This window comes from Myxococcus sp. SDU36 (genome assembly GCF_030168875.1).
Taxonomy (GTDB): domain Bacteria; phylum Myxococcota; class Myxococcia; order Myxococcales; family Myxococcaceae; genus Myxococcus; species Myxococcus vastator.
Window position 1 is genome coordinate 2,987,492 of the sequence record NZ_CP077414.1, and the last position, 19,112, is coordinate 3,006,603.

General features: G+C 72.2%; 11 protein-coding genes. 6 read left to right on the forward strand and 5 right to left on the reverse strand.

Annotated features, from left to right (window positions below; translation table 11 throughout):
* Window positions 1–24: 24 nt before the first annotated feature.
* From KGD87_RS11545 to KGD87_RS11565, 5 genes are all read left to right on the forward strand, one after another.
* On the forward strand, window positions 25–1,014 hold the full coding sequence (locus tag KGD87_RS11545) for an NAD(P)H-quinone oxidoreductase (protein WP_284667508.1): 990 nt from the start codon (window positions 25–27) through the stop codon (window positions 1,012–1,014).
* A gap of 136 nt (window positions 1,015–1,150) precedes the next feature.
* Window positions 1,151–2,188, forward strand: a complete 1,038-nt coding sequence (locus tag KGD87_RS11550) for an agmatinase family protein (RefSeq protein WP_284667509.1) — start codon at window positions 1,151–1,153, stop codon at window positions 2,186–2,188.
* Window positions 2,189–2,327: 139 nt separating this feature from the next.
* A complete protein-coding gene (locus KGD87_RS11555) occupies window positions 2,328–3,674 on the forward strand; it encodes a trypsin-like peptidase domain-containing protein (RefSeq protein ID WP_284667511.1) in 1,347 nt (448 codons plus the stop codon).
* Between the two features lie 68 nt (window positions 3,675–3,742).
* The gene (locus KGD87_RS11560) at window positions 3,743–5,968 is read left to right on the forward strand and encodes a protein kinase domain-containing protein (protein WP_284667513.1); all 2,226 of its coding nucleotides are present in this window, start codon (window positions 3,743–3,745) and stop codon (window positions 5,966–5,968) included.
* 84 nt (window positions 5,969–6,052) lie between these two features.
* Window positions 6,053–7,312: a saccharopine dehydrogenase family protein gene (locus KGD87_RS11565; RefSeq protein WP_284667514.1), complete on the forward strand. Its 1,260-nt coding sequence runs from the start codon at window positions 6,053–6,055 to the stop codon at window positions 7,310–7,312.
* Window positions 7,313–7,330: 18 nt separating this feature from the next.
* Here KGD87_RS11565 and KGD87_RS11570 read toward each other — a convergent pair whose 3' ends face one another.
* Both KGD87_RS11570 and KGD87_RS11575 read right to left on the reverse strand, forming a co-directional pair.
* Window positions 7,331–8,629, reverse strand: coding sequence for a GspE/PulE/PilB domain-containing protein (locus KGD87_RS11570; protein WP_284667515.1), 1,299 nt, complete (start codon window positions 8,627–8,629; stop codon window positions 7,331–7,333).
* A gap of 65 nt (window positions 8,630–8,694) precedes the next feature.
* On the reverse strand, window positions 8,695–9,081 hold the full coding sequence (locus KGD87_RS11575; RefSeq protein ID WP_163780795.1) for a VOC family protein: 387 nt from the start codon (window positions 9,079–9,081) through the stop codon (window positions 8,695–8,697).
* Window positions 9,082–9,093: 12 nt separating this feature from the next.
* Between KGD87_RS11575 and KGD87_RS11580 the strand changes: the two genes are divergently transcribed.
* The gene (locus tag KGD87_RS11580) at window positions 9,094–10,479 is read left to right on the forward strand and encodes a DUF4388 domain-containing protein (RefSeq protein WP_284668621.1); all 1,386 of its coding nucleotides are present in this window, start codon (window positions 9,094–9,096) and stop codon (window positions 10,477–10,479) included.
* Here the strand turns inward: KGD87_RS11580 and KGD87_RS11585 are convergent.
* Genes KGD87_RS11585 through KGD87_RS11595 form a run of 3 tightly spaced genes read right to left on the reverse strand, consistent with a single transcriptional unit; the run spans window position 10,455 to window position 19,090 of the window.
* Window positions 10,455–13,586: an MYXO-CTERM sorting domain-containing protein gene (locus tag KGD87_RS11585; protein ID WP_284667516.1), complete on the reverse strand. Its 3,132-nt coding sequence runs from the start codon at window positions 13,584–13,586 to the stop codon at window positions 10,455–10,457. The two genes, KGD87_RS11580 and KGD87_RS11585, sit on opposite strands and share 25 nt — an antisense overlap.
* A 9-nt stretch (window positions 13,587–13,595) precedes the next feature.
* Window positions 13,596–17,192 carry a flagellar motor protein gene (locus tag KGD87_RS11590; protein ID WP_284667517.1) on the reverse strand — a complete coding sequence of 1,199 codons (3,597 nt, stop codon included), beginning with the start codon at window positions 17,190–17,192 and terminating at the stop codon, window positions 13,596–13,598.
* Window positions 17,189–19,090: a hypothetical protein gene (locus KGD87_RS11595; protein WP_284667518.1), complete on the reverse strand. Its 1,902-nt coding sequence runs from the start codon at window positions 19,088–19,090 to the stop codon at window positions 17,189–17,191. Before KGD87_RS11595 ends, KGD87_RS11590 begins: the two co-directional genes overlap by 4 nt.
* Window positions 19,091–19,112: the final 22 nt, after the last annotated feature.

Consider the following 19,112-nt stretch of genomic DNA (forward strand, 5'->3'; position numbering starts at 1 on the left):
GAGCCAGGATGTTTCGTGCCCGTCATGAAGGTCCTTCGCATCACCCGCCCCGGGGGCCCCGAGGTCCTCGCCGAGGAAGAGCGCCTCGAGCCCGTCCCAGGCCCGGGGGAGATTCTGGTCCACGTGCGAGCGTCCGCGCTCAACCGGGCGGACCTCTTGCAGCTTCGTGGGCACTACCCTGCCCCGCCGGACGTAGCGCCGGACATCCCCGGCCTGGAATACGCGGGCGAGGTGGTGGCCGTGGGCCCGCGCACACGGCGCTTCCAGCCCGGCGACCGTGTGATGGGACTGGTGGGCGGCGGCGCGTGGTCGGAGCTGCTCGTCACCCACGAGCGCGAGGCGATGCCCATCCCCGACGGCATGGACTTCGCCGACGCGGCGGCCATCCCGGAGGCGTACCTCACCGCGTTCGACGCGCTGGTGCTCCAGGGCGAGCTCAAGCCCGGTGAGACGGTGCTCGTCCACGCGGTGGCCAGTGGCGTGGGCTCGGCGGCGGCCCTCATCTGCCAGGCCATGGGCGCGCGCGTGGTGGGCACGGGCCGCAACGCGGCGAAGCTGGCCCGCGCGGCCGACTGGGGCGTGGCGCGCGCGGTGCTGTGTGACTCGAAGCCGCCGCGCTTCGCGGACGCGGTACGCGAGGAGACGGGTGGCCGGGGCGCGGACCTCTGCCTGGACCTGGTGGGCGGCGACTACGTGCCGGAGACGCTGAAGGCCCTGGCGCCCCGGGGGCGGCTGATGCTGGTGGGGCTGGTGGCGGGCGCGGCCACCGAAGTGAACCTGGGCACGGTGTTGACGAAGCGCCTGCGTGTCACTGGCACCGTGCTGCGCAGCCGTGCCCTCGAAGAGAAGATGGCGCTGGCGCAAAGCGCGGAGCGGCACCTGCTGCCGCTGTTCCGCTCGGGGGCGCTGCGGCCCGTGGTCGACGCGGTGGTGCCGCGCGCGGACATCCGGCAGGCGCTGGAGCGCATGGCGGCCAATGACTCGGTGGGCAAGCTGGTGGTGCGGTGGGCGTGAGCCGCCTCACGCTGACGGCGGACCGGCTGGTGATTGAGAAACATCAGGTGCTGGCCGGGCGTTTCGACGTCAAGGAACGCATCGAGAAGTAACAGACCATTGCGCCCCTGCACCGGGCCCTTATCCTGCGCCGCCCATGGCTACCCACTTCGACCCCAGCGCCGCCGCCCAGCCGGACTCCGGCGTGTTCGGACTCCCCCACTCCCCGGAAGAGGCGCACGTCGTCCTCATCCCCGTCCCCTTCGAGGCCACCACCAGCTACGGCGGCGGCACGTCCGAGGGGCCGGCCGCCGTCCTGGACGCCAGCCGGCAGGTCGACCTCTTCGACGTGGAGACGGGCCGCCCCTACGAGCGGGGCATCGCCATGCTCCCCGAGCCCCAGGAGCTGCGCGACTGGAACACCCGCGCCAAGGAGCGCGCCCAGGTCGTCATCGAGGCCGGCGGCATCCACTCCGGCGAGGCCGCGCTGCTCCAGGCCGCGCAGGACGTGAATGTCCTCTGCGACCAGATGAACGAGCACGTCTACCGCACCACGAAGCACTGGTTGGAGCAGGGCAAGCGCGTGGCCGCGGTGGGCGGTGACCACTCCATCTCCTACGGCATCATCCGCGCGCACGCGGAGAAGTACCCGGGCCTGGGCGTGCTGCACCTGGACGCGCACGCCGACCTGCGCGTGGCCTACGAGGGCTTCACCTGGTCCCACGCGTCCATCATGTACAACGTCGCCGAGCGCATCCCCGGCGTGAAGACGCTGGTCCAGGTGGGCCTGCGCGACATGAGCGCGGAGGAGCACCAGTACATCGCGGACTCCAACGGCCGCGTGCACGGCTTCTTCGACGCCGCGCTCCAGAACAGGCGCTTCGACGGCGTGCCCTGGAACCGGCAGGTGGATGAGATGGTCGCCCTGCTCCCGAAGCAGGTCTACCTGTCCTTCGACATCGACGGGCTGGACCCCGTGCTCTGCCCCCACACGGGCACCCCGGTGCCGGGCGGCCTGTCCTTCCCGGAGGCCGTGGCCCTCATCGCCGGCGTGGTCCGCTCCGGGCGCACGATTGTAGGCTTCGACCTCACCGAGGTGGCCCCCGACCCCGAGGGCGGCGAGTGGGACGGCAACGTCGGCGCACGACTGCTGTACAAGATGATTGGCTGGATGCTGAAGTCGCAGCAGGCCTGATGCCTCGTCAGTCGAGGCGCCCCTCCACGACTTGACTGAGGATCTCCAACACCGCCGGCTCCTCGTCCGCGACCAGGACGAGGATGACTGGAGTGGTCTATGAAGCGCGAGACACCGCGGCGATGCACGGAGGGTTGGAATGAAGCACGCAGTCATGAGGTGGAGCCTGCTGGTGGTGGCCCTGTTGACCTCGGGCACGGCGAGCGCGGACCTGGCGCGGCGGCGTGACGCCATCGTCGAGGTCGTGCAGAAGGTCTCCCCCGCCGTCGTCTACATCGGCACCGAGCAGGAGGTGGAGTCGCGCTTCCGCGGACGCCGCTCCCCGCTGGAGGAGTTCTTCGGTGGCATGGGCGCGGAGCCGGAGCGCCAGAGAATCTCTGGCCTGGGCAGCGGCGCCATCATCGATTCCAGCGGAATCATCGTCACCAACGACCACGTCATCCGGGGCGCCTCCGCCATCCACGTCATCCTGGCGGATGGGCGCTCGTTCGACGCGGAGGTCATCGGCAGCGACGCGGCGAACGACCTGGCGGTGCTCAAGGTCAACGCCAAGGAGGCCCTGCCCATCGCGAAGCTGGGCACCAGCTCCGACCTGATGATTGGCGAGACGGTGGTCGCCATCGGCAGCCCGTTCGGCCTCAGCAAGACGGTCACCGCGGGCGTCGTCTCCGCGGTGGGCCGCACCTTCCGCGCCGACAACCGCGTCTACAACGACTTCGTGCAGACGGACGCCGCCATCAACCCGGGCAACTCGGGCGGCCCCCTGCTCAACGTGGACGGGGAAATCATCGGCATCAACACCGCCATCTTCGGCGGCGGCGCGCAGGGCATCGGCTTCGCCATTCCGGCCGACAAGGTGCGCCGCATCGTCGACGAGCTGACCCGCTTCGGAAAGGTGCGCCCGGCGTGGGTGGGCATCGATACGGCGGACCTGCCTCCCCGCGTCGCCCGGCAGCTCGGGTGGGACCGGGCCTATGGCGCGCTGGTGACGGCGGTGGAGGCCGGGAGCCCGGCCGCCGAGGCGGGCGTGAAGCGCGGGGACGTGGTGGCGGAGCTGGGCGGCTCGCGCATCCAGGACGCCGAGGACTTCGACACCCGCGTGCGCGGCTACCCCGCCCGCTCCGCCTTCCCGGTGGTGCTCTTCCGCGAAGGCGGCCTGCGCACCGTCCAGGTGACGCCGGTGGAGTTCCCCGCTCGCATGGTCGAGGGGCTGGCGTGGGAGCGGCTGGGACTCCGCGTGAAGCAGCTTCGCGGCGGGCTGGCGGTGTCCGGCGTGCGTCAGGGCTCGGCGGCGGCGGACATCGGACTGGAGCCCGGGGACATCATCCTCCGAGTGAACAACCAGCCCGTGACGACGCAGGACGCCTTCCGGGAGGCCCTGCTCACCGCGCGACGGGGACGTAGCGTGCTGTTGCTCGTGCGGCGCGGGCGCTACGGCTACCACGTGACGCTGCCCTTCGAGCAGGAAGCAGGCTACCGGCTGTAGCTGTCGAGCAAGGGCGATGGGCTCCCCGTATTTCAGGACCCACGTGACTCGCACTAACATGCGGAGTCATGAGTTCCGTCCGTTACCAGTCCCTTGGTCCCCTGCTGGCCGGGGAAGGCTCACGCGCCTTCCTCGGACTCGCCCTGGAGGACGGCGCGTCTCCCCGTCCCGTGGTGCTCATCTGGGCACCGCAAGATGTCGTGCAGAACCCCGAGCTGAAGGCGACCCTGCGTCGCGAGACGGCTCGCGCGCTCGTCTTCGAGCATCCGCACATCCTCCGTGTCCACGCCCTGGCCGAGCAGGATGGCGGACTGGCTCGCGTCACCGAGTTCGCGGACGGAGAGCCCCTGCGTCGCCTGCTGGAGGCCCACCCTCGCCTGCCGCCACACTTCGCGGCGCTCGTCGTGGCGGATGCCGCCGTGGGCCTGCACTACGCGCACGTCGCCGGCAACGACGACGGCACGCCCTTCGTGCACGGTGACGTCCGGCCCGAGACGCTGATGATCTCCTTCGGCGGTCTGACGAAGGTGACGGGTTATGGCGCGCTCGGCGTGGCCCCGCGTGAGCGCGGTGGCAAGCGCGTGAAGAACCGGCGCATGTACAGCGCGCCCGAGCAGCTCCTCGGTGGACGCGAGGCGGTCAACGTCCAGTCGGACGTTTTCCTCCTGGGGCTCGTGCTGCACGAGTGCCTCTCCGGGAAGATTCCCTTCAAGGACGCGGCGGACCCGGACAAGGCCGTGCTGACGCGGTCGCTGCCGCCCATGGCGCAGGACGTGCCGCTGAAGCTGGACGCGGTGCTGCGCCGGGCGACGGCGAAGCGGGCGAAGGAGCGGTATCCGACGGCGCTCGCGTTCCGCGAGGCCGTGGTCGAGGCCGTCGGCTCCCTGCCCACGCATGCGGAGTTCTCGGAGTTCATGTCGAAGTACTTCCCGCCCGAGAGCGAGGCTCGCGCGGCGCGGCGGCGGGTGATTGAAGCGGGCATCGCGGAGGTGATGCAGAAGGCCGGCATCGCTCCGCCCGCCGTGGCCGAGTTCCTCGCGCGCGGCGCCCTGCCCCCGGGCCTGATGCCCGCGAAGTGGCCGGAGTTGCCGGGACAGTTGCTGGCCTCGGGCGCGACCGATGGTTCGGGTGCGCAGGCTGGAGGTGGCTCGGCGGCCAGTGTCACCGCGCTGGCCGCCTCGGCGGTAGGAAGCGCGGGACAGGCCGCCGCGGGCGGCCAGGCGCAGGCTGGCGCGGGCGCACAGGCGCAGCCAGGGACACAGGCTCAGACTGGTGCGGGCGCACAGGCGCAGGTAGGCGCGGGCGCACAGGCGCAGGCTGGCGCAGGCGCACAGGCTCATGCAGGCGCACAGAGTCAGTCCGGCACGGGTGGCCCGTCGCAGGCTGGCTCAGGCACTCAGGCGCAGTCCGGCGCAGGTGCTCAGGCGCACTCCGATGTGGGTGGCCAGTCTCACGCTGGCGCGGGCGGCCAGGTTCAGTCCGGCGCGGGCGTTCAGGCTCACTCAGGCACGCAATCGCAGTCCGGCGCGGGCGCACAGGCGCAGTCCGGCGCGGGCGTTCAGGCGCATTCAGTCGCACAGCATCCGTCCGGCACAGGTACTCAGGCTCATCCCGGCGCCACGGGCACGGGAGCCCCAGCCGGCGCCACGGTGCCCACCGGCCCGGCGGGCACGGGAGCCCCCGCGCAGAAGTCGTCGCGTACCTGGATGGCCTTCGTGGGTGTCGGGCTCGCGCTCACGGTGGGCGCTGGGGCCGTCGTGCTCAGCCGACTGCCCTCCAACATCGAAGCCGAGCTCGAGGACGCGGGTGTCACCGATGCCCTGCCCGGCGACGCGGGTGTGACGGTGGATGCGGGCCCCGTGGACGCCGGCATTCCCATGGGCACGCTGAACGTCACCGTGGACCCGGTCGTGGAGGTCTCGATTCCTGGCCAGTACCTGGGTCGCACGCCGGTCTCCGCGGCCGTGCCCGCGGGCCGTCACGTCCTGACGCTCAGCAACCCGGTGCTCGGCATCCAGACGACACGAGTCATCACCGTGCCGGCGGGTGGCCGCTCCTCGCAGCAGATCTTCCTCAACAAGGGCTTCGTGAACGTGCGCGCCCCCGAGGGCGCCATTGTCACGGTGGACGGCCGGCTCATCGGCGCGGCGCCCATCGAGGAGTTGGACTTGTACGAAGGCACACACCAGCTCCTCGTCATGGTGACCGGCTCCCGGTGGCAGAAGACCTTCAAGGTGGAGCCTGGCCAGCGCGTCACCTTCGACGTCAACTTCGAGCAGCCCGAAGAGGAGTGACCCGGGTGGCAAGCTCCGCGGCGTGAACATTGGCTTCACGCCGCGGTTGCGGTGCCCACGGGGCGCGACCAGACTCCCGCGCCCATGAACACCTCCGCCACGGAGTTCGACGTCGTCGTCTGGGGCGCCACCGGCTTCACCGGGCGCCTGGTCGCCGAATATCTCGCCAGGACCCAGGACAGCCACCGCGCGCGGTGGGCCCTCGCGGGACGCGACCTCGGCAAGCTGGAGCAGGTCCGGCAGGGGCTGGCGGCGATTGCGCCCACCTTCGCGGAGCTGCCGTTGCTCGTCGCGGATGCGCGCGACACCGCGTCGCTGGATGCCCTGGTTCCCCGAACCCGCGTGGTCTGCACCACGGTGGGCCCCTACGCACGCTACGGCGGCGAGCTCGTCGCCGCGTGTGTCCGGGCCGGCGTCAGCTACTGCGACCTGACGGGTGAAGTGCAGTGGATGCGGCGGATGATTGACGCCCACCACGAGCAGGCCCGGGAGAGCGGCGCACGCATCGTCCACACGTGTGGCTTCGACTCGATTCCGTCGGACCTGGGCGTGCTGATGATGCAGGAGCACATGCGGGAGCGCCATGGCGGCCACCTGGACGCCGTCCGCCTCTACATGGGCCCCATGCGTGGCGGCGCCAGCGGCGGCACCGCGGCCAGCATGGTGCAGGCGATGGAAGAAGCCTCGACGGACCGCTCGGTGCGGAAGCTCATGGCCCACCCGCATGCGCTGGACCCCGTCCCAGGCCCCTTTCGGGCCGAGTCCAAGGACACGTTGGGCATCCACCACAGCCAGGAGCTGGGCCAGTGGACCGGCCCGTTCTTCATGGCGACGGTGAATACACGCGTCGTCCGGCGCAGCAACGCGCTGCTCGGGCACCCGTGGGGAGAGCACTTCCGGTACTCGGAGGTCGCCAGCTACGGCGCCGGGCCCAAGGGCCTGCTGCGCGCCACGAGCGTCACCGCGGGCTTGGGAGGCCTCGTCGCCGCGATGCAGGCGAAGCCCCTGCGCGCGCTGCTGGAGAAGAAGGTCCTCCCCGCGCCGGGTGAAGGCCCGTCTCCGGAGGCTCGGGAGAAAGGCTTCTTCGTCGCGCAGCTTCGCGGCGAAGGCACCTCGCCTCGCACCGGCGAGCAGGTGCGGCTGAAGGGCAAGGTGGCGGCGCAGGGAGACCCGGGCTACGCGGCCACGTCACGGATGCTCGCCGAGTCCGCGCTGTGCCTCGCCTTCGACGACGCTCCGGCCACGGGCGGCGTGCTCACTCCGGCCTCCGCCATGGGCATGCGGCTGGTGGAGCGGCTGCGCCGCGCGGGCATGACGTTCCAGGTGGAGGCGCTGTCCACCTGACGCCGTCCGCGAGACGTCCTACGCGCTCTTGCGGCGCCGCATCATCGCCTCGTACGAGCGGCCCACGCTCTGCGAGAGGATGAGCAGCTCGCCCACGTCGGGCGGAGTGAGCTGGTCCGGGCCGTTGTCCACGTAGAGCAGGTGCACGACCTTGCCGCGCACCAGCAGCGGGAGGATGACGGCCGTCTTCGGGAACCCGTTCCCCAGCAGCTTGTAGAACACGCCCATGGCCGCATCGCGGCGGACGGGCCCGATGTAGTGCGAGCGCGTGTCCCGCACGAGCCGGAAGGTGCTCTGCTCCCGCAGCGGCACGCCGATGCGGCGCACCACGGCGTCGCGAACGCCCATCCCCATGCCGTGCCAGCCCGTCACGAGGCTGCCCTGCACCGACAGCAGCAGGTTCCGCTTCCACTTGCCCAGCGCGAAGCGCAGCACCGTGCGCGCCACGTCCTCGCGGTCCGAGCTGCGCGCCAGCTCCGCCTGCGCCTCCGCGAAGGTCAGCGGCGTCGGCGGCGGCTCCGGTGCGCGCGCCACCTGCACGGGCGGCGGCGTGCCGCCCAGCTCGGGCGCCGGGGGCGGCTGGACCTGCTGCGGCGGAACGACGATGGCCTGCGGTGGCGGCGGAGCCACGGGCATCTGCGGCCGGACAGTCGCCGGCGGAGGCACGGGCGCCACGGGCTCGGGCGCGGCCTCCAGCACCTCCACGCCGGTGATGATTTCCTCCTCGCCCATGTCCCCGTCGTAGTCAGCGCCACCGCGCAGGGCGGAGGCGTAGACGGACTGGAACTCCTCCTCGCTCATCAAATCCGCCGGCGTCTCCGCGGCCTTGGCCAGCTCCGCCCGCGAGCCCGGCGCGGGGCGGGGCCGCACCGCGTTCATGTCAATGGCGCGCAGCGGCCGGAACGCCTTGCAGTAGCGGCGCAGCAGCTGGTTCATCCGGAACTCGGGGATGACCACCGGCACCACGCGCTTGCCCGTCTTGAAGGCAATCCCGTCCAGCGTCGTGAAGTCGTGCGGGTTCACGACGGCGACGCTCACCCGCGTCGCGTCCACCCGCATGGGCAGGTACTCCTTGTCGTCCGCGTGGTTCGAGGAGACCAGCTCCATCGCCTTGGGGTCCGGAACCATCTCCCCGGACGCGAACGCGCTGTTGTGGACCTTGCCCAGCGTCTTCGCCAGGTCCACCTCCGACAGCAGCCCCAGCTCCACCAGGTTCGTTCCCAGCCGCCCGCCATGCACCACCTGGGCCTCGAGCGCTTCTTCGAGTCCCTCGGCGGTGACGAGACCATCCTTCAGGAGCTGTTCACCCAGGCGCATGGGGCCGCTTGTAGCCGTGCCCCGTCCCGCTCCGCAAGCACACCCGCACCCGTGGGACGGTGCGTCTAATCCTCCGGGTGATGGCTGAGCGCCACGCGGTTGCCCTCGGGGTCCCGGACGTACACCGACCACCGCGTCTCGTGCTCCAGCGGCACGCCCGCGCGGGCGAAGGTGTCCACCACCCCCGCCCGGGCGGCCTTCGGCATCCGGAACGCCAGCAGCAGGAGGCCCGGCGCCTCGTGGCGGAACGGCGTGGAGACGGGCTCGCCGCCCGCCGCCTCGATGGCCAGGAAGCCGCCCCCGGGTACGCCCACCCAGATGCTCCGCAGGGAGCCGTCCGGACGGAGGTGACGGGTCAACTCCGGAAAGCCCAGCAGGTCTCTGTAGAAGCCGGTGACGCGCTCGATGTCCCGCGCCTGGATGGCCACGTGGTGGAAGCCCTGAACGTCCATGGCGCGGATGCTATGGTCTGCGCGCCCATGGCGCGACTGCTCATCGTCGAAGACAATCACGAGCTGGCCTCCCTCATCGTCGCCCTGGCGCAAAGCCGAGGACACGACGCGAAGGCCGCGGCCACCGGCGAGGCCGCGCTGGAGGCGCTCGGCCCCGGACAACCCTGGGACGCGGCCCTGGTGGACCTGCTGCTCCCGGACATCCGCGGCAGCGAGGTGCTGGGCGCGCTGCGTGCGCATGGCATCCCCGCCATCGCCGTGAGCGGGGTGTACAAAGGGGACCGTTTCGCCCAGGAGGCCGTACAGGTCCACGGCGCCCGGACCTTCTTCGAGAAGCCGTTCGAGCTCATCACCGTCATGGAGGCCCTGGAGCAGGCCGGTGGCGTTGCACCTCAACCCCGCGCTCCCCCGCCCATCGCGGAGAGCGTGCTGCTGGACGAGCTGCTCGATGCCGAGGACCTCATCGTGCTGGAAGAGTTCCCCCCCGAGTCCGGCGACACCGCCGAGCCCCTGCAGGTCGTCCCCAGTACGGACCCGTTGCCAGGGCCCGCGGACGCCGAACACGCCCTGCCCCTGCCCTTCGGCCGGCGAGCGCAGGTGTGGAGTGAGACGGCCACGCCCTCGACGCCGCCGCCCAAGCGCGCGCTGCCCGAATGGTCCCTGGGCGGCGTGCTGGGGGACACCACCGTCGCGCGGCTGCTCAACGCCTATTACGAGGCCCGCCACCACGGCGAGCTGAAGCTCCAGCAGGGCCAGGTGCTCAAGGTCGTCTACTTCGAGTCCGGCCGCGTCGTGTACGCCGCGTCCAACCTCGCCGCCGAGCGCTTCGGTCGCTTCTGCCTCCGCCAGGGCGTGCTGCCCGAGGCCCGGCTCGCCGAAGTCAGCGCCTTCGCGAAGGAGCACGGCCTGCGCACCGGCGAGGCCATGCTGCGCATGGGCCTGATGGACGCGGCCCAGCGAAAGCTGCTGCTGGTGGAGCAGGTGAAGGAAATCATCTGGTCCACCTTCACGTGGAAGGAAGGCGGCTACGGCTTCAGCGCCATGCGCCCTCGCCGCGCGGACCTGGTGAAGCTGTCCGTCTTCCCCGGGGACCTGGTGCTGGAGGGCGTGGCGAAGACGGAGACGCTGGTGACGCTGCGTCAGCACCTGCCGCGCTCGCGCCGGCTGTTCCCCACCGCCGACGCGCCCTACGGCCTGCACGAGCTGAAGCTCGAAGGGGCCCAGGCCCTGGTGCTGGCGTATGCGGACGGAAGCAAGACGGTGGAGGACCTGCTCGCCCTCACGGACCTGCCGGAGCGGCAGACGCTGGCCACGCTGCGGGGCCTGGAGCTCCTGGGAGTGCTGGAGGAGCGGCCCGACACGCCGAGCCGCCGTCACCGCATCACCTTCGGGCTGTAGCCGCCACCCTCCTTCCGGCGGCGCAGCACCCGGGCCAGCGCCGCCAGCCCGAAGACGGCCGCCCCCGAGCCACCGCCCGAGCAGCCGCATCCCGACGTCGGAGGTGGCACCGCGGCATTCCCCGAGACGGGCACGCCGTTGAGGGTCATCTCCCCGCCCAGCCGCGGCGTGGACAGCAGCGGCGAGCGGCCCACGTATGTCAGCGTCCGCGTGCCCTGCGCGAGCAGCCGGAGGTCCTCCACCCGGAAGCCACCGTCCACCGCCTGCGCCTCCACCGCGACGCCGTCCAGCTTCACGCTGCCGGGCACCCACTCCAGCCCGTCCACCTGCTCCAGGTAGCGGAGGCCGCCGACCTCGCACTCGGAGGTGTTGCGCAGCTCCACCACCACGCCCACCAACCCCTTCTCCGACGCCGTGGGGGACTCCATCGTGTGGCGCACGTCCACGAAGCGCTCGGAGGCAATCGGCAGCACGTAGTCCGTGGTCGCCGTGTTGCCCCCGCCCGCGTCGGCGAGGACGCGCAGGGTGATGGCCTGGCCCACCAGCGCCTCCAGCCCCGTCTCCTGCGTGCTCACCGTGACGCGCGGGCCCGCCAGGGAGACCTCCGACAGCGCGGGCCCCGCCACCTGTGACCAGGAGATGGCCACGTCGCCGCAGGCATTGGCCGGAATCGTCTGCGTCAGCGTGGCGCTCGCGCCTTCGCCGCAGCGTGCCACCAGCGACCCGGCCTCGAGCGCTCCCAGCCGCGCCGGCAGGGGCTGGTTGGATACCTCCGCCTGCGCACGGCCGCCCTCGCGCACCGGCCCCTCACTGTCGTCGAAGAGCTCGCCGCGCACGCGGTAGGACTCGGCGGTGCAGGACTGCGGGAGCGCGGGGCGCCACGTCCCGGGCACCGGCACCACCGCCGAGTCCAGGGCCTCGCCGCTCAGCGTCTCCAGGAACATCCGCGCCTTCAGCGTGCGCGCGTCCACGCAGTTCAGCGACGTGTCCAGGGCGATGTCCACGTGCCCGTCACCCGACGGCACCACGCCCAGCTCCAGGCTGCCCGTGGCCACGTCCTCCAAAGAGGGCTCCACCCGAACGCGGAGCTCGGCGTCAGCGCTGTCCTGCGTGCCCCCGCCGGTGACGGGAATCCGGTTCCTGGCGGTGAGGGACAGCGTCCCGTGCGCGCACTCCGCGGCCTCGACGCGCAGGCGCTCGCTCGACACCGGCGCGTCCAGCGTGAGGGCCACGTCCTCCGCGGTCCTCACGGTGACACCTTCGGGGATGCCCGAACCGGAAGCGCTCAGCCGCCACTCCGTGGTCACGGCCGGCAATCCGAGCGTCCCCTCGCAGGTGTGCAGCGCATCCGGGACCACGTCCACGCTGGCGCCTGGGCCCGACGTGAGCGTCCGCTCCCAGCCCGGAGCGAAGGGCACCAGCGGCCGGCCCCAGGGCGCGACGTCCACGGTGAAGATGGCCATGGCGCTGGACGTCACGCCGCCTTCGTCCACGCCACGGACCTCGTAGGTGTAGCTGGTCCCCGACGCCTCGCACAGCACGTCTGGCGGCGTGAAGGTCGCCTGGACCTGGGCGCCGCCATCGGTGGAGAGCGGCGGTGCGCCCGACTGTCCCGCGACGGGAGCCCAGACATAGCGCACCGCCGGACAGGCCTCTGCCGCCGGCTGCGCGGTGAACACCCGCGACGCACCCGACGCGGAGGTCGACGCTCGCAGGGGCGACACCGTGGGCCGCGCGGGCCCCTGGGTGTTCACCACCCGGAAGGCCACGGTGGAATGCACGTCGTGGGACGCGAGCCCGTCCGAGGCGTGGACGTACAGGAGTCCCTCTTCGTCCTTGCAAACGGGCCGCTGCGGAACGAGCGTCACGTCGAGCTGGTCAGGGCGCTCGACGATGTTGACGCCAATCAGGTCGGCGCCCGGCGCTGACGCTGTATCCACCGACACACGCACCGCATCGAAGTCGGCGTCGGTGGCGGTGAACCGGGCCGTCGCCGTCCCTGTCTCATTCACCACGATGGGCGCTGGCCCCACGTCCAGCACGGGCGCGTGGGCGTTGAAGTACGTCACGACGTTGAAGCCCGGCTGGTCCAGGATGAACAGGCAGAACGAGGAGCCGATGCACGACACCTCCAGCGGCGTCGCCTGCGAAGCGCCTGGAAGCGCCGAGCCCTCGAAGGCCGGGTGGAAGCGCCACTGCGTCCCCGCGTTGTCCGCGCTGCTGGCGGGCACGGCGCCCAGCACCACCGGCTCCCCGTTGGTCCCCACGCCCACCGCGAGGCCGAAGCCCTCACCATGGACGCTGCCATTGCCCGTGTTCACGTCCACCGAGGTGATGCTGACGGGCATGCTGTCGGGCAACAGCACGGTGGAGAAGGTCGTCCCTGCCGGGTCCAGCGGTCCCCGGAACAGACCGTCTGAATTGCCGAACAACGCGATGGGATGTGGCCCGCTTCCGCCAAAGAGGTCCACCGTGCGCGGGGACTGACTGGTCAAGAGCGGCGGCACGACCAGCTGCGCCTGACGCCTGTCCTGCGTGTACCAGAGGAGCTCCGTCCGGGAGACACCGGTGACACTGAAGAGGGCGTGGGGCACGCCATCCGACGTCTCCGTCACGCCCAGCACGTCCGTGGAGGACAGGAGGCCCGCGTCGACGCTCAGCAGCGTCCAGGGCGTGGGCCCCTCGATGCCCGCTGACGCCGTCAGCAGGGCGAGCCCACCGTCGGAGAGGGCCACCGAGGCATAGCCCGCACCGGCCGGGGTGTGCTTCACCCGCCGGATGCCCACCACGGTGTTCACCGGGTCCGGGGGGATGATGTTGCCGGCCGCGCGGCAGTTCTGGTGACTGATGATGTCACCGGGGCGCACGACGGCGGCGAAGCAGCCCGCCGGAGACAGGAAGGTGCCGAAGACGTCGCTGTGCAGGAAGACCACGGACTGGATGCCGTCCTCATACAGCTCCGTCTGTGTCGACGTGCTCACCGAGTACACGCCCGGCGCGAAGACATCCACCGTGCGGGCGATGCCCGGCACCTCTGTCACGTCCCACTCGGCGCGTGCCGCGGTGGCCACACCCAGGCAGAGGCTGAAGATGACGAGGGAACGCACGGCTTGCTCCTAGTAGGCCACTTCGGCTCGCAGGTAGAGCCGGTCCTGATTGTCCGCTGAGTCGGGGGACAAACCCAAGCCACTGAAGCCCAGGAGTGTGTACCCGGTGGCCAGGCGCAGCCGTTCGTCGACACGATAGGCGACTTCCGCACGGACCGCGGTCAGCCGCTCGCCCTCGGGGGACGCCGTTCTCCGTGCCAGTTCGGCGCCCAGCTCCAGGCCCCCCACGATTCGCACCGCGGGACGGAGGGTACCTGTCCACACCCAACGCCCTGAGTCCTCCGCCCGGGTGTGCCCCGCATGAAGGCCCGCCGCCACGGAGAGCCGGTCTCCCAGGCGCACCGCCGGCAAGAGGGAGAGGGTCTGCAGGGCCCGGTCTCCGAAGGCGGCTCGGACGCCGGGCAGCAGCTCCCGGGTGATGCCGTAGCGCGCCACCACCAGCCAGGGCCCCGGCCGCCACGCCACCGCGGCATAGCCTTCCACCAGCCGCGTCTCCAGCACGTCCGCGTTGACGGTGCGCGCGAAGTCCACCCGCCCGGAGGCCGTCACGTCCTCCAGCAACTGCGCCTGCGCGGCCAGCGCCACCACCGCCTGCAGCCGGTCCACCGCGGTGGCCGCGCCCCGCTCCGGAGTGCCCTCCTCCCGGCGAAGCTCCACCCGCCCGTCCAGCCGCAGGCGCGCCAGGACGAGCTGCCCGAAGACACCGCCCGCCTCGCGCTCCAGCGGGCTGTCCACGTCCAGCAGGCTGCGCACGCCGCGCTCATAGCGCGCGCCCACGCTGAAGCCGCCCGTCACCTGCTGCTGGAAGCCCACGGCGCGAGCCAGCCGCACGGCCGTCGCGTCGTGCGAGCCCACATCCTCCACGAAGAGCGCGGTGCCACTCTCCGGCAGCTCGGTGCGCGCGCCCGTCAGCGTCCGTCCCGCGCCGAAGTCAGGGCCGTCCACGTCGACCGAGTAGCCGCCGTAGAACACGTCCTGGCCCCGCCGAGACTCGACGTTCGCCCACGCCCGGGGGCCCAGCTCCGGTCCCCAGCCTCCGAACACGCCAGCCCGCGTGGTCCGGTCCACCTCGACATCCACGCCCGCGGACGTGAAGGTGTCATCGAAGCGTCCGGGCCCTTCGCCATGCAGGGCCAGGGCCTGCCGGTGCGCGGCGCGGAGCTGAAGCCGCTCGAACACCCGCAGCGAGCCCGCCACCCCCGCGGAGGTGCGGCCACCGAAGAGCGTGGGCCCCACGCCCGCCACCTGCGCCGCGTTCAACCGCGAGTCGCGGACCTCCGCGCGCACGCCCCACCGTGCCTCCTCCCAACCCACCCCCGCGGCCAGGACGCGCGCGGAGAACGGGCTGTCCACGAAGGGCTCACGCGGGTCGGCCGAGCGCCGCTCGTCCGCCAGCAACGTCAACCGGAGCCGCCCCAGCGGCTGGCTCACACGGAGTGATGCCTGCCGGAAGCGCGCCGCGTCGGTGTGCGCGCCATCGGAGAAGCCCCGCCCGCGCAGGCGGAACGCCGCGTCCACCGAGCCCTCACCGTGAAGCCCCGGGCCTGAGAGCTGGAGACTCATGGCCTCCGCGCCAGTGCCCAGGTCCGGCCGGGGACGGATGAAGCTGAGGCCACCGTCATCCGAGACGCCGAAGAACGACGCGTCCACGGCGGTGCCACGGCTGGACGCCACCTCCGCCGCCACGCGGTAGCCGCCGAGCGCCGTGCTCGCGCGCCCCGTGTAGAGCGTGTACGGCCGACCCTCCCGGCCCTCGCGCACCGCGCCCAGTCCCAGCCGCGAGCCACGCCACTCGCCCCACACCTCACCGCCCGCCGTGTCGCCCGCGTCCGCGATGCGCAGCGCGGCGTAGTCCACCACCAGCACCGGCTCCGGTGACTCCGTGGGCGCGCTGGTCCGCAGCCAGGCCTCGCCCGCGAGGAAGGACAGCGGACGCGCCAGGAGGATGCGGCCGGCGAAGTAGTCGATGTCGTAGTCGATGCCGCGAATGAGGTGCCGCTCGCCCAGCGGCAGGCCGGTGACGCCGTCCCGCAGCTCCACGCGCACCAGCTCCGAGCCCTCGGCGACCGACGCCGCGCCCAGGTAGTACAGGCTGCCGCCCGTGGCGCGCAGCTCCTCGTGCGCGGGCACCGCGGACACCTGCCGCACCGGGTCCGTCAGGCTCCCGCCAAACGCCTTCACGCCCACGCGCGCCTGCGCCTCGCCGGCATGGACCTCCGCGTAGGGGCCGAAGAGCGGACGGTGATAGCGGCCCACTTCACGGTCGTGAAGCTGCGCGCGGTAGGTGCCCAGGCCCGCGCGGCCGTGCTCCGCGTGACGCGCTTCAAACCGAAGGCGTGCCTCCGAGGCGTTGGGCGTCAGCGACACCGAGTCATCGCCCCACTCCGCGGGCGCGAGGTCCGGGTCGGCGGCGCGGTCGAAGCGCTCCGGCATGCGCGGGCGGAGCCAGTCCGGCAGGCTGGCACCGTTCAGCGTGCGGCCATCCGTGTCTCGCAGATCCAGCTCGCCCACCAGGTCCACCGCGCCCAGCCGAAGCTCGGCGTGAGCAGAGCCCCGTCCCCGCAACTGCACGTCGCCGTTTCGCGGCGCATACGTGGCCTCCAGGTCCAGCAGGCCCACGGCGAAGGGGCGCACCGCGGCGGCGATCTCCAGCGTCTCGTCGCGAGGCGGGACATCCGGCAGCGACAACCGCACGGGCACCTGGTTGCGCCCCGGCGACAACACCACCAGGACATCCACTCGGCCTTCGGGCCCCACCACCACTTCGCCCTCGGGCGTGCGGACGCGCGTGCCCACGGGCGCCTCGACCCGCACGCGAGAGGCGCCACTGGCCGCGGACGCGTCACCCCCCGCGGGCAACTGGAGCGTGGCGAGGGGCACCATCGGCCTGGGCGCCACCAGCCAGCCGCCGTCACGCGGCACCACGTCCACGCGCTGACGGTACAGGCGCACCATTCCCTGGGCTCCCGTGGCGGTGATGGACAGCAGGTTCTCTCCCGCGACGAGCGGCACCAGCGCCTGCCATGCCCCCTTCGCGTCCACCTGGGCGGCCACACCCGACACGGTGACGGCGTCGCCCGCGGAGGCCTGTCCCGCGACACGGAAGCGCACGGCGCCCTGCCCTGGCGCGACCTCTGCTACGGGCGGCGCTTCGGTGAAGGAGAGCCGCACGGGCGCGGCCTCCACTGCGACGCTGCGCACGGCGAAGTCCTGGAGGACGACAGCGCCCCAGGGCACCTCAACGGTCGCCGCCTCCGGGCTCACCCGGCTGGAGACAGGCAACGAGCGCGTGTCCACCTTCAATCGCTGACGCCCTGGACGCAGGTGCAGCCCGCCCACCGCATCCGGCACGCGGGCATCGACGCCGGTGATGTGGAAGCGGCCCCGCGCGTCCGTGCGGACATCACGGCCGGTGGTGAGCACCAACCGCACGTCAGGCAGCCCCGGCTCATCCGCGCCACACAGCCCATCCCCATCGACGTCCTGGCACACCCGGCCCGCGATGGTGGAGGCCTGCGACGGCGTGTCCTGCGACAGCGCCTGCGCCCAGGCGCTCAAGGGCACCAGCAGCGCGGCGGCGAACACGCAGGCCAGCAGGCGCATCATGGGCGCACCTCGGCCACCGCCGTGACGCCCGTGGCGACATCCGCGACGGAGACACTCACCGGTCCCGGAGCTCGCACGGTGAAGGACGTGCGTCCTTCTTCCATCCGCTCCTCGGCTCGCTCACCACCCGACAGCGAGACGAACACCTCGCGCCCGGTCAGCACCTGTCCGTTCGCGTCCTCCACCCAGTACGTCACCCGAATCCCGCTCACCTTGAGCCGCACGTTCACCGGAATCTCAGGTGCCAGTCGCACGCGGTGGGACGCGGCGGACGGCACCAGCGGGCGCTCCACCGGAAACACAGGCCCGTCCGCGCCCAACACATGCACCGTCCGCGTCAGGCCCGTCCACACGCCGTGCGAAATCTCCAGCGTCCCCGCACGCGCGGCCCCCAGGCGCACCGTACCGTCCGTACCCGTCGTCACCTCGCGGCCATCCACCCGCAGCGGCTGTCCCGGCACCGGCAGCCCCGCCAGGTCGGACACGCCCGCGTACAGCTCGCCCTGGACCCGCCACACGGTGATGCGCGCCGGCTCATTGCCCGAAGGCCCCCACGCGCGAGCACGCAGGTCCAGGTCCGCCGCTTCACCCGTGGCCGGCGGAGCCCAGGTGCTGACGAAGGTCCCCGGCCGCGGCTCCTCCGCCGGAGCGAAGGTCCCCACCGGCGCGCTCAACTCCACCACCGCCCCCGGCCGGGGCCGGTCGAAGGCATCCCGCGCCGTCACTTCCACGCGCGTGCGAGCCCCGTGGTGCACCAGCGCTTCATCCACCTCGATGCGGGTCGTCGCGACGGGCCCTTGCATCAACTCCAGCGCCGGGGATTCGCGCGAGCCGGCCCCTCGCTGGGGCCACGCGGCTTCGATGCGCTCGTCGCTCACCAGCTTCCGCGGCGCGGTGTAGCGCCACTCCAGCAGTCCTCCCGGCGCGCGCGTGGGGCCGCGCAAGGTGCCGTGGCGGACCTGCGTCGTGACGCGTGCATCGTCCACGGGCTGGCCCATGGCATCACTCGTCGCGCAGACGAGCCGGGCCTGGGACACGCCGTCCGCGGGGAGCCGCTGCGGCTGAAGCACACAGGCCAGACCATCGGTGGGCGGCAGCCGCAGGTCGATGGGCATGCGCCGCACGTTGCCGGCCTTGTCCACCACCCGCCCCTGCCCGATGCGATGTCCGGGCGGGACGATGATGGGCACTCGGAAGCGGCCGTCATGCCCGGCCGCCACCGGACCAAACGTCTGGCCCGCGATGTCGATGGCAATCTCGGCGTCGGGCTCCGTCGTCCCCGGCAGACTCACGGACGCCGCCAGCGGAACGAGCACGCGCCCATAGGCCCCATGCACCGACTGCGGACTGGGCCACGCGGAGAAGGCCGCCAGGATGGCCACTTCGGGGTAACGCGTGTCCGGCAGGACGTAGCGCGCGCGATACGTGCCTGGCCCCGTCCGCTCCAATCCTTCCACACGGCCCACGCTGACACGCACCACGGGCGGCGCGCCGCTGTCATCCGCGGTGCCATCCGGCCGGACCAACTGGACGGTGAGCCGCGCTTCCGTGTCCTTGCCCTTCACGGGCGCGGGAGGCTCCAGCGCCAGCCGCACCTCGGCGGCCGGTGGCCCCAACACGTAGCGCGCTTGCGCCGCCAGCCCGTCCACGCTCGCGCGGACCACGACGTCACGCGCGCCCGGACGCGGCACCACCACGAACGTGCGCAGCGGCGGCTGCGCGGTGTCCTCGCGCAGCTCCGCGCCATCGGCTTGCACGGAGGGCTGTCCCATCGGAACCGGACGGCCCGCCGAATCCTTGCGCACGAGCGCCACGGGGAATCCATCCGGCGTCACGGCGGACGACGGCCCGAGTATCTCGAGCGTGTCCGCCCAGGCCGGGGCACACAGCAGCAACAATCCGAAGAGGAGAAACCGGTTC

Excerpts from the sequence above, each read along its gene's own strand:
- KGD87_RS11590 (WP_284667517.1), bottom strand. The coding sequence starts at position 17,192 with ATGATGCGCCTGCTGGCCTGCGTGTTCGCCGCCGCGCTGCTGGTGCCC.
- KGD87_RS11580 (WP_284668621.1), top strand. The coding sequence starts at position 9,094 with ATGGTCTGCGCGCCCATGGCGCGACTGCTCATCGTCGAAGACAATCAC.
- KGD87_RS11560 (WP_284667513.1), top strand. The coding sequence starts at position 3,743 with ATGAGTTCCGTCCGTTACCAGTCCCTTGGTCCCCTGCTGGCCGGGGAA.
- KGD87_RS11545 (WP_284667508.1), top strand. The coding sequence starts at position 25 with ATGAAGGTCCTTCGCATCACCCGCCCCGGGGGCCCCGAGGTCCTCGCC.
- KGD87_RS11565 (WP_284667514.1), top strand. The coding sequence starts at position 6,053 with ATGAACACCTCCGCCACGGAGTTCGACGTCGTCGTCTGGGGCGCCACC.
- KGD87_RS11570 (WP_284667515.1), bottom strand. The coding sequence starts at position 8,629 with ATGCGCCTGGGTGAACAGCTCCTGAAGGATGGTCTCGTCACCGCCGAG.
- KGD87_RS11550 (WP_284667509.1), top strand. The coding sequence starts at position 1,151 with ATGGCTACCCACTTCGACCCCAGCGCCGCCGCCCAGCCGGACTCCGGC.
- KGD87_RS11555 (WP_284667511.1), top strand. The coding sequence starts at position 2,328 with ATGAAGCACGCAGTCATGAGGTGGAGCCTGCTGGTGGTGGCCCTGTTG.
- KGD87_RS11575 (WP_163780795.1), bottom strand. The coding sequence starts at position 9,081 with ATGGACGTTCAGGGCTTCCACCACGTGGCCATCCAGGCGCGGGACATC.